Raw genomic sequence first — 14884 nt, 5'->3', positions numbered from 1 at the left:
TAATTGAGCAATAAAGTTTGTTGCATGTCCCTTCCCTCTGATAGTTTAATGGAGCTTTCTTGAGAATATTAACATGTTTTATAAATATTTAAAGTATAATTTTATTAAAAGGAAATTAAGTGGGGGTATGATTTATGAAATCGCTGATAATATATTGTTCTGATTATAAAAAAAACACTGAAGAAATTGCACGGATATTGGCTGACAAAATCGATTCGGAGTTAATTAATATAAGAGATGTTAGTGATTTAGACATAGAAAGTTATGATCTGATTGGATTTGGTTCTGGGGTATACAGGGAGAGTTTCTCACCAAAGCTTTTTAATTTGGTTGATAAGTTGAATTTAGCAGGTAAAAATATTTTTGTATTTTCAACCAGTGGAGTTGGGATGAAGTTCTATAATAAAAGGTTAATTAAACTTTTAGAGTCAAAAGGAGCAATAAACAAAGGGAGCTTTGCCTGTAAAGGTAGCTTTATAGCAAAGGATTTTACTAACAAAAAGCTTTTTAATATTATGGGCAGATTATCACAAGGGCATCCCAATCAAAGAGATTTTAAAGAAGCAGAAAGATTTATTGTAAGGGTATTGGATTCACTTTAAACTTATGGGTATTAACTCAGGGTGTTAATCTTCTTACCTAAGAACAAAAGAATATTTATATGTATTATAGTTGAGTAAAAGCAGAAGATATTTATTATAGAAGGGAGAAACATCAATGAATATTAATTTTTCAATAGAAGAATCAGTAAAAAAACGATACAGCGTAAGAAATTATAAAGAACAAGAGGTTGAACTAGATAAAAGAAAGGCAATTGAATCCTTTGTTAATTCATTGGATAATCCTTTTGGAAAAAAAGTTAACTTTCATTATCTTGACAATAGGGAAATGAAGGATGAAGATAAGCTTGGAACTTACGGTGTTATTAAGGGGGCAATGCAATATATTGGAACAACTATTAAATTAGAACCAATGGCATTAGAAGCCCTAGGATATGAACTAGAAGCAGTTATTCTTTATTTAGCTCATCTTGAACTTGGGACCTGTTGGTTAGGGGGAACCTTTAATCGTAAAGGATTTGCAAAGGCTATGAATATAGAAGAAGATGAAATATTTCCAATCATAACTCCCTATGGTTATGCTGCTACAAAGAAGCATATGAAAGAAATTGTAATGAGAAAAATGATAAAAGCAGATCAGCGTAAAGAATGGAATCAATTGTTTTATATAAATGATTTTCAGACAACTCTTACAAAAGAAAAAGCAGGAGATCTAGAGGTACCTTTGGAAATGGTTCGCTTAGGCCCATCAGCATCAAATAAGCAGCCTTGGAGAATTCTAATAAAGGATAATGCATGCCACTTTTATGAGTATAAACAGCCGGGATATAGTGACAGTTTTCCATATGATATTCAAAGGGTGGATATGGGAATTGCTGCAGCTCACTTTGATTTTTCAGTTAAAGAAAAGGGGCTCATAGGTTATTTTGATACAGAATGTGAACCAGAATTAGAATTGCCAGACCATATGGAATATGTGTTTTCTTGGATTAGAGAATAGGATAAGATATTATGTAATTTATTTATGTTTAAACTCCCCTTGGACTACGGTCTGAGGGGAGTTTTTTATAGGGTATACAAAATGCAAAAGTATTAATTGGTATTTATGGTGTATGTAGTTTTCATACAGTCCTTACTTTCCGAAAACATTATTTATTTTCAAATATATAATCACACTTTTGGCATTGCACCATTATGTGTTCAGAATCTTCTTTGTGATATGCCCCTGACCAGTGACAAATACTTTGAAGTATTGGAACTACTGATTGTCCCTTGTGCGTCAAAGTGTATTCTACTCTGGGAGGAATCTCGTCGTAGGATTGGCGGTGTACAATTTCATCAGCAATCAGCTCTTTCAATGTAGCTGACAGAACAGCATCAGTAATATTCATCATTTCTTTTCTTAAGGAACTATATCGCAAGATTTTCTTTTCAGCTAATACACAGATGATACGTGACTTCCATTTTCCACCGAATATTTCCAGTCCATATTCAAGAGGGCAGCGAATATCTTTTTCTAATTTAGGTTGATACATTTTTTTCACCTCCATTTATAAATTATAATTCTAATACTCTAATGCAACAAGTTGCTATTAAATTTAATAGTAACTCAATAATTTGCTTATATCTTTTGGAGAATGAGTGTGAAGAATATAATAAATCTATGCTTAAGCTATTATCAAATAAAGGAGGAATTTATATGAATGAAAAAGTAATTAAACTATTTAAAGAACAGATGTGGTATCTAGCAACCTATTCAACTGAGCCAAATGCTGTACCTGTAGCATTTAAGAACGTGACAGATGATGGTAAGCTGGTAGTTGGGGATGTATTTTTGGAAACTACATTAAACAACATCAGAGCAAACGGAAAAATTGCGGTTTCAGCCAGTAACACATCCACAATGGAGGGGTATCAGATTAAGGGTACTGCTCAATATATTACTGAGGGACCAATGGTTGACACATTTAAGAACGTAGTTTCTGATATGTTTAAGGGAGAACTTACTGCAAAGGGTGCATTGATTATTACTCCGGAGAAAGTTATTGTCACTACTCCTGGTGCTAACAATAAAAATGAACTCTAATAGCATTTACATTACGGTTAGTTGACTGACACTTTCATAAAGAAAAAAATCGTTCTTAGTGCAGAGAAGTTTCTGCACTCTAATATTTTACTTGCGGTGGTTTTGTGATATCAGAGCCGCCGTTTATTTTTATTTTTAAACCAATAAATAATAAAAAGATATATTGTAAATAAAATAATACATATATTAAAAACAACATGATAAATGCAACACTTTTGTTGAAAAAAAGTATTGGACAAAAATTTCATTCTAATTGCAAGGCGAATAAATTAGTATAAAGTTGATAATTGACGAATACTTTTTGTAGACATACTCCTAAAATATAATTAAAATGTAATTAATGGTAAATTATTCGTTGAGATATTCATTTGAAAATAAACTAATAGTAAAAAAATTAACAATACAAAACTTAATGATACAAATATATTAATAAAATGTTTCTATAGAATGGGCTAAGGTATCGAGGCTTAATAGGCTGAAAGGAGATATAATGATGTATCAAAAATTCAAGGACAGAAAACCGTTAGAAACAATTGAAACGGCAAGAAGAGCACTATCAAATTGGGGAGTTTTTGTGACTGAAACATGGTTCGATAGTTTTCATGGACTATATTCAGTAGCATTAGTGGTGGATGGAACTGATTTCTATACATGCGGGAAAGGAACAGATAAGATATATGCACTGGCAAGTGCTTATGGTGAGATTATGGAAAGATTGCAAAATCTCGCCTTTTTTAGATTTAAAGGGAGAAGTCTTTTAAAAGATAATTGTAAATATAACGATGATTCTTTTGTTGAGAAACAGAATGATGATGTTATTTATTCTAATTTATCTTATTGGATAAACTGTGTGCAAGGAGAGACTGATGATAAAATACTTGAAAAAATGCAGCAGTTTAGTTATTCATCAGGAGAGTATATTAGATATGAAAGATTTCACAATATTCAAAATGATGAAGTGATAGCCCTACCTATAGATATTGTAGATCTTTATTATGGTACCAACGGAATGGTGGCAGGAAACACTAAGGCGGAGGCTTTTGTCCAAGGAATATCGGAAATTTTAGAAAGGTTTGTAATCAAAGAAATTATAGAAAAACATATTACACCACCTACTATTACTACTGAGGTTAAAAATAACATGCCAGATGTTATTAATTGGATAGATGCAATTGAGGAAACTGGAAATTATAAAGTAGAATTAAAGGATTTCTCTCTGGGGAGAGGGATTCCAGCCATTGGTCTGGTTCTGTACAACTGTAAGGATATTTCTTACTTTGTAAAAGCTGCTGCACATCCATCACTTGAGGTTGCTGTTGAGCGTTGTTTTACAGAATTAATGCAAGGTAAAAAGATTGAAGATTTCGAAGGGATGACACGGGGAAGTGATTTCTTAAAAGAAGGTGGCGATATTGATAATTTTATAGAAATATTTGTAGATAGTTCAGGTCGATATCCGTCAACATTTTTTGTGGGAAATCCATCATATGAGGGAAGTTTTGAGAAGAAATCTTATGTTGATAATCAAGAGATGCTATTTGAATTGATTTCTTTGATTAATGATTTAGGTCATTCTATTTTTGTGAGAGATGTAACAAAGTCTGAGATATTAGCTTATCGTATTTTAGTTCCCGGGATGAGTGAATTATTCAATGTTATGGATCCGGTGGTGATTGAAGATTGCATTGATTATGAAAGGCTTCGAAATATCATACAATTTAAGTTACATGACATATCTACTGATGAAGCTTATTTTGTGATTGAATTTCTAAAGAAAAAAAACTATTCTGAAAATCACACTCTTGACATCTTTATTGATGATATTAAGCTTACTGATGATAATATTTACTCCATTGTTTCCATAAAATTGTTCATGTGTCTTCTTTATATCAAAGTTAATGATCTTGAGAATGCTCTTCTATGGATGAGAAAATATAATGAGACGCTAAATCCTTCTGACCCAAGTAGTAGGTATTACTATTGTTATGAATTATACTTGGCTTTAAAAATTGAACATGATAACAATCAGCACATTAGTCAATTGTTATACTGCTATTTTGATGAAGAAATAGTTGATGAGGTTATGAGTGATGTAGATAATAACCCTTTTGAATATTTCTATCCACTAAATTGTAGTAATGATTGTTTGAACTGTGAATATTCTGCAATGTGTAAATGCAAAAATGAAAAGACTATATATAACTTAATAAGAAAATAATTGTAATAGTAGATTGAATTTAATGTTATTTTTAGTAGTACAAGCTTAAATTTAATCAAAATTAATATAAATATTAGGAGTGTTTAATTGCTTTGATGAAACTGGTATAGGATTCTACTTAAGATTTTAACTTAGGATATATACAAATTAATGATGTATATATATCCTAAAGGGAGAAAACTTACCATTTCAATAGATATAAATGTAGCAATGATGCAAGCTATATAGTATTCATCATGCTATATAAAAAGAAAGGAGGAAACCAAATGAAAATTATCAAAGTTAAGAGTAATGTAGTTAAGAAACCAGTTATCGTACCAAACAACTGTGGCGTGCATAAGAATCAAGCTACAACAATGTAAAGTAATAGTCTTTTATTGATACATTCTCAAACATGAGAGTATCATCGTCAAAGTTTTGATTACTATATTTATTTCCATGATTTTACAATAAGCTATTTATGGTGATAAATTAAAACAATAGTGAAATAAATAGACGATACAGTATGTATGGGTTTCATATAGTGCTTTTTACAAAATTTTATGTTGAGTTACTATATAGAGATTTTGAGCACTTATAAATTAATAGTAATGCAAAAGACACAATGAGTTATACGCTTACTATTTATTTAAATGGAAATCCAATCAAAAAGAAGACTTAGCAACTACTGATTAAGTAGTGACTAGGTCTTCTGATGTTTTGAAATGAATGTATTATTATAGATTTAAATTAATACAATGACAATTGGAGGTGCGAAAATGATATATGAATTTCCAGTAAATACATCAAAATACTATTTTGATGGCAATTCCTTGACGTTATATAAAGATTCATTTGAAAATGTTCAGGAAATGCCTAAATTTTACGAAATGGCAGATAGAACATTAGGGAAAGCACTATTTCTAACAACAATAAATTGTAATGGAAACTGTGCTTATTGTTATGAAAAAGGAGATTTTTTTGGAGAGGTAAGTCCTATTATGAGTGAGGAAGCTGCGGATAAAGCAGTTAAATACTTACAAGATAAATATGATAAAATATCTAAGGTTAGCTTTTTTGGTGGAGAACCCATTTTGAATTTTAAGATTATTAAACATATTGTGGAGCAACTTGAAGCTAATTTTATTATTGAAAATTATGATATTGTAACCAATGGTGCATTAATTGATGATGAAATGATTAGTTTTTTTGAAAAATATAAGTTTAATATAACAATAAGTGTTGATGGTCCGAGTTTCATTCATGATACACTTAGAGTAAATTGCCTACATCATAAAATAATTAGTGTTATAAACCGATTAAAAGAAACTGCAATTTCAGATAAGGTTAAACTTAATTGCACATTGACAAAATTTCATCTTGACAATATAAGTAGAGATGAACTTGCTACGTATTTTGAAAGCTTGGGAGTTGAATACTATATTTCTGAAGTAGCAACTGAAATAGATTGGCTTAAAATAAAAGATAATCAAGATGAAGAAAAAGATATTGAAAAGTATATTGATGAATCATATAGTAAGATTTATAAAAATGCACCAAATAAGAATATTAGTATCTTTGTAAAGGCAATAATTGAGTCGTTATTACATGGTATATGCTTTGATGACTTTTGCTGTGAGTTGAGTAAAGGATTTCTAGAAACCTTTGACACCGATGGGAATCGTCACCCATGTGTAAGTTTAATTAAATATGATATTAATGATCCATTGGTAAGGGAATGCAACAATAAAAACAATAAGGTATGCAATGAATGTTGGGCAAGAAATATATGTAGAGACTGTGTAGCACAGTATATTTCAGGTAAAGCAGAACGCCCATACTTAACAGGAAATTGCTATATGAAAGAACATTATGAGTATTCATTAAGAAAAATTGTAGAAATTCTTGAAGAATCAGAAGAAAGATTTCAACGCATAATTGACAATTATGAGCATTTTGCTTAATTTAGATTTTAATAATGAATTATAGGCTATAGAAATTTATTATAATCGCACATGTGACTATTAAGCACTAAAATATTTTAGGGGGATAATTAGATGTCAAATTTTAACTTGTTCACAAAAAAGACACTCGGGATACTTGATATCATTCGCATTCCTATTCATTACTGTCCCTTTTATTCTATTTCAATTGCAGTTGTTAGTTTTTTCAGTGGTGTAGTTCCAACACTTTCATTGCTAGCTGTTTCATACTTCATCAATTCTTCAATCAGATTTTTTACAGAAGGTTCAGGGGCAGCTCATATAAAGTTATCTGTATTGGCAATTGTTTTATGTTCACTGTATTCGAGTTTGTCTCCTTTATTATTAGAGTATCTTAATACTAAGCTTGAAAATATTTTAAGAGAGAATTTTTTTATTTCTTTAATAGGAAGGGTTGCATCACTTAAATATGAATATTTTGAGGATGACCAGAGTTTAGACTTAATATCTAGGGTTTCTAGACAACCTGAGACTCAATGTGTTAAGTCTTATGGACAGGTTTTGGGAGCATTTAGTCTAATACTTAAGATTCTAGGAATTATGGGTGTGCTTCTATTTAAGGTTGCGTGGGCGGCATTAGCAATTGCATTTATAGCAATACCAACATTCCGTATTGCGATAAGAGGCGGTAAGGAAAATTATGAAGCGAATCGAGAGTCTGAAAAACATATAAGAAAAGCTGGGTACCTATCAGAAATTTTGATAGGAAGAAATGCTGCTAAAGAAAGAACTCTTTTTAACTACTCAAAGAAGATTAATGATTCGTGGCATAAGCAATACGAAGTTGCTAGGAATCTCAAGTTTAAAGCCAGTTTAAAATGGTTAAAGGAGTCTGAAATTGGTGGAATTTTAACTTCCTTACTGATAGCGGTTATTATCTTAATTCTTGTGTTTCCGCTGAAAAGAGGTTTATTGTCTATAGGACTATTTATTTCTATTGTTAATAGTACGATATCGCTAATTCCAGATTTGGCTTGGCAATTGCCGGAGTATACTGAAGCAATAGCTCAATCCAAAGAATACTTAGAAGATTTTACGAGTCTATTGTCATTAAAGTATAAGAATGAGTACTTATGCGTTTCATCAGAGAATAGAGTTTTAGTGAATCGCATAGAATTTAGGAATGTAACATTTCGATATCCAGGAACTAAACGCGATGTTTTAAAGAACCTTAACCTTGTTATTGAAAGCGGAAAGCATTATGCTCTTGTTGGAGCTAATGGTTCAGGAAAGACAACAATCACTAAATTACTAACAGGATTGTATGAGGAATTTGAAGGAGATATTCTTATTAACAATATTTCAATCAAGATGTACAGCCAGGAGGAATTAAAATCCATGTTTGCTGTGGTATATCAAGATTTTGCAAAATACGAGATTTCTTTGAAGGATAATATTACATTAGGAAATGTGAATGGTTATAGCACTCAACGTTTTCAAGAATCAATTGAAGAAAGTGGATTAATTGAGTTAGTACAAGAACTACCTAGAGGCATTGATAGCTATATTGGAAGAATTATAAAAGATAGTCTTGATTTATCAGGAGGACAGTGGCAACGAATTGCAATGGCAAGAACACTGGTAAGTAATGCATCGTTGAGAATTTTAGATGAACCAACGGCAGCACTAGATCCAGTAAGTGAGAGTCGGCTTTACGAGAACTTTGAAAAAATTAATCATGGGAAGACAACACTTCTCATTAGTCATAGATTAGCTTCAACGAAACTTGCAGACGTTATATATGTGATTGAAGACGGAGCTGTAAGCGAGCATGGTAATTTTAATGAACTAATGACGAAAAATGGTTCTTATGCAGAAATGTTTCATAGTCAGAGGAGGTGGTATGAGAATGAAAACTAATAAAAAATCTTCCTTCCTTACAATTGTTCAGGCCTTTCGGAAAGTAGTTGGTGCCTGTCCAATGTACTTCCTATTTATTTGCATTATTGACTTGCTATTGGGTTTAACACTTGCCCTTAATACTGTAGCACTTGACCGCTTTTTTAACGTTATTGGTAAATATATTACTGGTGAAGCAATGTTAGCAAGAATAATTGGTTCTTTTATATTACTTCTTCTTTGCATTTTAGCGAACCCAGTATTGAATGGAATAAGTACAGTTTTTGGTTTGGATTATGAGCGTAAAGTTACAGGAAAACTTGAAAAATTGTTTAATCAGAAATGTGCCATGCAGAAAACAGCTTGTTTTGAGGACACTTCTTTTTTAGATGATATCAATAAGGCTCATGAAGGTGTAAAAAATAGTGTATCACTTATAACAGGAATTGTGGATACTACACTTATCTACATACCATACTTTATGATTATAGGTATTTACCTTTATAGGTTAAAACCAAATTTAGTTATAATTATCTTTCTATTTTCTCTCCCTGTTATGCTTTCTCAAATGTTTAAAAGTAGATTATATGCTCGACTTGAAGATAAGGCTGCACCGTTACGTAGAGAGTGCGAGCATTATGAGGAATGCATCATTGGAAAAGAAAAGTTGAAAGAAACAAGATTACTAGGAGCATATAATTTCTTTATTAAGAGATATAAGAATAAATTAGAAACACTGAATGACGAAATTATTAATACTCAAGTTAAATCAATAAGAATTGAGCTGTTATTTAAAATTTCGGCATTATTGGGACATATACTTACACTTTTATTGCTTATTAAGTATCTTTTTGACGGTTCTATTTCAGTAGGAAATTTTGGTGCTGTTTTAGCTTCAACTGGAATGATTATGAGTATGCTAGAACAGATGATTTGCTACATAATAGGAAACGCAATGAAACGGATTGGTACTGTTGATAACTATCTTAAATTTATGAATATAAAAGAACAAGAAGAAAAGAAAATCAACTATGAAAAAGCTCCACAAATTGAGTTTAAGGATGTTTCCTTTAGCTATCCAGGAAGTAAGCTAGAGGCTATCTCAAATGTGTCTATTAAATTTGAGAGTGGCGAAATCGTAGCAATTGTAGGAGAAAATGGTGCTGGGAAAAGCACATTAACAAATCTAATTTCAGGAATTTACTTACCCAATAAAGGTGGCGTATATTTTAATGATCAAGATACAAAATCATTAGACCATAAAAGCTTGATGAAAAATATATCTAGTATATTCCAAAATTTCCAACGATATAAGATGACATTACAGGATAATATTATTATAAGTGATACATCAACCACTGTGATAAATCAATGTGTTGAGAACTCATTAAAAGAAGCTGATTTAAATGTGAATTCCAAAGTATTTCCACAAGGTATGAATACAATGCTTTCACGAGATTTTGATGGGGTGGACCTTTCAGGAGGGTATTGGCAAAGAGTAGCCATCGCAAGAGGTTTTTATAAGCAGCATAATATGATTCTTCTTGATGAACCTACTGCTGCCATTGATCCAATAGAAGAATCTAAGTTATATATGAAATTTATCGAGTTCTCAAGAGGAAAAACATCTTTCATTGTTACGCACCGACTGGCTCTAACTAAGATGGCAGATAAAATAGTTGTTATGGACAAAGGTAAAGTTGTTCAGATAGGAACTCACAAAGAATTAATTAGTATAAATGGAAAGTATCAAGAATTGTATAATTCCCAAAGTAAGTGGTATGTAGAAAGCTAATCGTAATTAATAGCAATATCACAAGTGTTTTATTGCTTAGATGAAACTGGTATAGAATTCTCCCTTTGATTTTATTTTAGGATATATCCAACAAAGGAGAAAACTTGCCATTTCAATAGATAAAGATGTAACAATAATGTAGGTTATAGGGTATGCAACTTGCTACATCAAAAAGAAAGGAGGGAACAAGATGAAAATCATTAAAGTTAAGAGTAACGTTGTTAAGAAGCCAGTTATAATGCCAAGCTCATGTGGGGTACACAAACAGCAAGTTTCAACAAAGTAAAGTTGTAGCTATGTTAACAAGGAAACACATTTAGAACCTTGAGAAATCAGGGTTCTTTTTAATTGCAAAAAGTTATAAGTTTCCAAAGACATAGTAAGGAAACAATGAAAGTGATATAATAAAGCGAATGAGTATGACTTTTGAAGAAGAATACGTGAAAAAGTATAACAAGAAGAATTAAGATTGAATCTTTAAGAAGATAAATTAGAGGAGGATACATAATGAAAATTTCAAAAGAAGATGCGTTGATGTGGTTTGAGTTTTTTGCCATGCTACCAGAGGATGAGGAGCTTATGACAAAACAACAGGAAATCATATACGCTACCTTTGCACAAATAGAGGAGTCAATTGATCATAGGAATAATATCTTAATGTCAGAAATTAAAGACTTAAAAACTCTTGGGAATAGAACTTATTTCGTGGGAAATGAAAGAAAGTTTGCAATGGGATGCCGTTCTTGTCTTATGGGAACTGGCTTAAGTGCAATTAGAAAAACAAACAAATGTAACATAGAGTGTAAATTCTGCTATAACTATGGAGAATTAGAGGATCAGCCTCCTATAGGTGAAGGTATGTGGGAAATCGGAGGTACAAAGTTTTATGAGAAGGATATAGATTTACTTCTTTCCATCCATAAGAAGCCTACTGGGGTATGCTATGTTTATTTAGAGCCTTTTATGGAAATTGAAAAGTACTATCCTGTTATAAAGAAGTTTAGTGAGGCAGGGGTTCATCAACATTTATATACCAATGGTACTTTAGCTACAGAAGAAACCTTGAAGGCTTTAGCAGAAGCTGGCCTTGATGAGATAAGATTCAACCTAGGGGCAACTAGTTGTGCAGATAAAGTTATAAAAAATATTGGACTTGCTAAAAAATATATTAAAAATGTAGGTATTGAAACTCCAATGACTCCTGAGTTTTTTGAAGGATTTTTTGAGAAAAAAGAAGCAATTTTAGACACAAATCTGGATTTTATAAATTGTGCAGAGCTACATTTAAATGAGAATAACATACACAATTATGAAGGCGAAAACATGTATATTTCCAGACATGGTTATATATCTCCAACTTGGAGCAGAGAATTAACTCTTAAATTCATGAAAATAGCTGAAGAGGAAAACTGGGATTTAGCAGTTCATGATTGCTCAAATCATACAAAATTTGCGAGAAATTTAAACTTGAGTAGCAAAGAAGGTAAGTGGTTCGGAGCTAGTAGCTATGGCTGTGAGTTTTCAAGGATACCATACGAAGTATTTCTACCAATACTGAAGGATGATAACTTCAAATTTTTATGTGAAGAAGAACTGCCTGAGGGCTATAAAGTAGGAGAGCTGTTTTTTTAATTAGATGAATGGAATTTATTAAAATTATATCAATGGTTTCAAGCCCTAGAGTGTATTTATGCACACTCTAGGGCTTTTGTGGGTGGAAATATATTTATAACATTGGTTGATGGTATTCGGTTTTCAATGGTATGTAAAGATTATTATCTTGAGAATCATATTTCAAATATGAAAGCTTTTAGAGAGCAGTATAAAGGTAAATTTATATTAGAAGTAACTATTCTAAAGGGCTATAACGATGATGAAGAATCCATACAGAAACTAAAAAGTGTTATTAAAGAAATATCTCCTAACAAGGTAATTATTGAAAGATTAGAAGGTGAAAGATTTAAGAAAAAACTTGGTATATCTGATGAAAGATTTGAGGAAATTTCAAATTCATTACTAAATATTTAACAATGCTCAGATTTAATATAAATTATAAATATTTTAAGAGAATCCTAAATGTAAAAAGGATTCTCTTAATTTTTAATAAGTATTAAAAATCAGTAAGAATATTATGGATTAAGTTGTGTCATTAATTCTTAAAATATGTACATTTATAGTAAATAATGGTATTATATTATGAAGAGTTGTACATATAAAGTTACTAATTCATACGAAAAAGGAGTAAATATAATGAGCGATGGATGGAATATAATAAAGAACAATAATGATATTGAGATTTATTAAATGGATATTGTGGCTTTCATGATTCTTGTATCTGTAAAGTTGACTATATAAGTGGTGCAAGCGTTAATGAAGAAAGAACAATGACAGGTTGTAGTGCTGAAACTTCAAAATTGAAGGTTAATTTTCAAAGCCAAATGGTATTGAAAACTCTTCAGTTACAGTTTATTGGTTTGCGTCGTATGAATTTAATAGGATATGAAAAAAACTATTTTAGTGATATTACATCATGTTATTTATCTATGCATGAGGGATATATACTTTGGGCTAATAATGATTGGTTTGATCCAGAAGCTCCTTGTGAAAATAAACTTTTAAATGAACCTATGGATACATTTATTGTAGCAGATAAGTTGCAATGGAGATTTATAGATGACAACAAAAAAGGTTAGAAGAGTAGGTAAAAGAAAGAGTATGGGGTGGAAATGTTTTTTCTGATTCGGAATTGCGAAACTTAAAGTATCCACCTTTGAAAGATTTTTAGAAAACTTTTTATATAAAAGGAGGAAATAATGTTTTTTAATAATATAGAAACAGATAGATTATTTCTTAAAAACATATCCAGTGATGACAGAGATTTTATATTTAGCGAATTTTCAGATGATGTAGTTAATAGATACCTATTTGATGCTGAGCCATTAACTGATGTTGAAGGTGCAGATGAAATTATTAATTTTTATACACAGCAGGAACCACGATTACAGAATCGTTGGATTATAATAAGAAAATCAGATGGGATTAAAATGGGTACATGTGGGTTTCATTGTTGGAATCACACAGAGTATAAAGTGGAAATTGGTTATGATCTTAAAGAAGAATTTTGGGGAAATGGGTATATGCAAGAAGCAATTAAAGAAATTATTACATTCGCCATAAGAAATATGAATATAAAAGAGATAAGTGCATGCATTTATATTGACAATAAAAGGTCAATTCGTCTTGTTGAAAATCTTGGATTTGTTTTATCTGGTTCAAGCTATGAATTATTTAGAGATAAAAAATATTTGCATAATATATATTCCCTTTATCTAACCATTTAACATAATCTATCTACGGCATTATGGTGTTGGCCAAGCTTTAAAAATTAATCTTCCAGACAAAACATAACAAAAAAAGTCGGGAATAACTGCTTGAAAAGCAATATGATATAAATGTAGACAGGAGTGATGAGTATGGGATGGATTGAATGTATTGGTGAAGCTATTAGTTACATCGAGGAAAATATCACCGAGGAACTTACAATAGAGGAAATTGCAACACAAGCTTTGGTGTCACCTTTTTATTTCCAAAAAGGATTTGCAATGCTTTGTGGTTTTACGGTTGGAGAGTATATTAGACAACGTAGGCTTACTCTTGCCGGCAGTGAGCTTGTATCTACTGATGAGAAAATTATTGATATTGCAGTGAAATATGGCTATAACTCACCAGATAGTTTCACAAAAGCCTTCACTCGTTTCCATGGTGTCACACCTACTGCAGTTCGAAAAGACGGAGCAATGATTAAATCTTTTGGGACCTTAAAAATCAAATTTTCATTGGAAGGCGGTTATATTATGGATTACAAAATTGTTGAAAAAGATTCATTTACAGTTATGGGAGTATCAAAGGTATTTAAATATGATAGTGCAACTAGAGAAATTCCACAGTTTTGGACAGAGCATTATCAAACAGGAAAGGGTAAAGTTGTGTGCGGAATGTACGGTGTATGCATTGATGAGAGTATGGGTTCAGATGAATTTGAATACTTGATTGCCGATAATTATATTCCATCCACATTAACTCCAGAGGGGTTTATTACAAAGATTATTCCTAAGCACACTTGGGCTGTTTTTGCCTGCAAGGGTGCAATGCCAAAATCATTGCAAGATGTAAACCAAAAAATCTTCTCAGAATGGCTACCTAACTGTAAAGATTATGAAATTGCAGCTGGTTATAACATTGAAATGTATACAAATATAGCTGATTATCCAAAGGGTAATCAGGATGAAAATTATTACAGTGAAATTTGGATTCCTGTTAAGAAAAAATAAATAAAAGATAAAAAACCAATACTTAGTGTTATTAAGTATTGGTTTTTATGTAATTAGCAAATGTTAATGTGAT

The 14884-nt window shown here is 31.2% G+C and carries 13 protein-coding genes; 12 read left to right on the top strand and 1 reads right to left on the bottom strand.

The features are described 5' to 3' along the window. The first annotated feature begins 134 nt into the window (after window positions 1-134). Window positions 135-602 carry a flavodoxin domain-containing protein gene (locus B3Z56_RS17345; protein WP_346846374.1) on the top strand — a complete coding sequence of 156 codons (468 nt, stop codon included), beginning with the start codon at window positions 135-137 and terminating at the stop codon, window positions 600-602. 115 nt (window positions 603-717) lie between these two features. Next, complete coding sequence (locus B3Z56_RS17340; protein ID WP_346846375.1) at window positions 718-1560, top strand: nitroreductase family protein; 843 nt, start codon at window positions 718-720, stop codon at window positions 1558-1560. Between the two features lie 148 nt (window positions 1561-1708). Here B3Z56_RS17340 and B3Z56_RS17335 read toward each other — a convergent pair whose 3' ends face one another. Then, a complete protein-coding gene (locus B3Z56_RS17335) occupies window positions 1709-2095 on the bottom strand; it encodes a helix-turn-helix domain-containing protein (RefSeq protein ID WP_346846376.1) in 387 nt (128 codons plus the stop codon). A gap of 95 nt (window positions 2096-2190) precedes the next feature. On the opposite strand from B3Z56_RS17335, the gene B3Z56_RS17330 reads away from it, so the two are divergent. From B3Z56_RS17330 to B3Z56_RS17285, 10 genes are all read left to right on the top strand, one after another. Continuing rightward, window positions 2191-2646 carry a pyridoxamine 5'-phosphate oxidase family protein gene (locus B3Z56_RS17330; protein WP_346879268.1) on the top strand — a complete coding sequence of 152 codons (456 nt, stop codon included), beginning with the start codon at window positions 2191-2193 and terminating at the stop codon, window positions 2644-2646. A 493-nt stretch (window positions 2647-3139) separates the two neighbouring features. Then, entirely contained in the window at window positions 3140-4864 is a 1725-nt protein-coding gene (locus tag B3Z56_RS17325) for a YcaO-like family protein (protein WP_346879267.1), read from the top strand. Between the two features lie 758 nt (window positions 4865-5622). After that, window positions 5623-6807: a radical SAM protein gene (locus B3Z56_RS17320; protein WP_346879266.1), complete on the top strand. Its 1185-nt coding sequence runs from the start codon at window positions 5623-5625 to the stop codon at window positions 6805-6807. A 348-nt stretch (window positions 6808-7155) separates the two neighbouring features. Next, window positions 7156-8706: an ABC transporter ATP-binding protein gene (locus B3Z56_RS17315; RefSeq protein WP_346879265.1), complete on the top strand. Its 1551-nt coding sequence runs from the start codon at window positions 7156-7158 to the stop codon at window positions 8704-8706. Further along, complete coding sequence (locus B3Z56_RS17310) at window positions 8696-10480, top strand: ABC transporter ATP-binding protein (protein ID WP_346879264.1); 1785 nt, start codon at window positions 8696-8698, stop codon at window positions 10478-10480. The genes B3Z56_RS17315 and B3Z56_RS17310 overlap by 11 nt, the downstream gene beginning before the upstream one ends. 507 nt (window positions 10481-10987) lie before the next feature. Next, window positions 10988-12112 (top strand): radical SAM protein, encoded by a 1125-nt coding sequence (locus B3Z56_RS17305; protein WP_346846381.1) that lies wholly within the window; start codon window positions 10988-10990, stop codon window positions 12110-12112. A gap of 102 nt (window positions 12113-12214) precedes the next feature. Then, window positions 12215-12508 carry a hypothetical protein gene (locus tag B3Z56_RS17300; RefSeq protein WP_414633088.1) on the top strand — a complete coding sequence of 98 codons (294 nt, stop codon included), beginning with the start codon at window positions 12215-12217 and terminating at the stop codon, window positions 12506-12508. A gap of 356 nt (window positions 12509-12864) precedes the next feature. Continuing rightward, entirely contained in the window at window positions 12865-13173 is a 309-nt protein-coding gene (locus B3Z56_RS17295; RefSeq protein WP_312654259.1) for a hypothetical protein, read from the top strand. Window positions 13174-13293: 120 nt separating this feature from the next. Continuing rightward, window positions 13294-13821, top strand: a complete 528-nt coding sequence (locus tag B3Z56_RS17290) for a GNAT family N-acetyltransferase (RefSeq protein ID WP_346879263.1) — start codon at window positions 13294-13296, stop codon at window positions 13819-13821. A 132-nt stretch (window positions 13822-13953) separates the two neighbouring features. Beyond that, window positions 13954-14811: an AraC family transcriptional regulator gene (locus B3Z56_RS17285; protein ID WP_346879262.1), complete on the top strand. Its 858-nt coding sequence runs from the start codon at window positions 13954-13956 to the stop codon at window positions 14809-14811. Window positions 14812-14884 lie beyond the last annotated feature (73 nt).

The organism is Clostridium sp. UBA7791 (assembly GCF_002480755.1).
In the GTDB taxonomy this organism is placed as follows: domain Bacteria; phylum Bacillota; class Clostridia; order Clostridiales; family Clostridiaceae; genus Clostridium_J; species Clostridium_J sulfidigenes.
The sequence above is the reverse complement of the archived record's forward strand: the minus strand, read 5'-3'. Positions and strand labels throughout refer to the sequence as shown.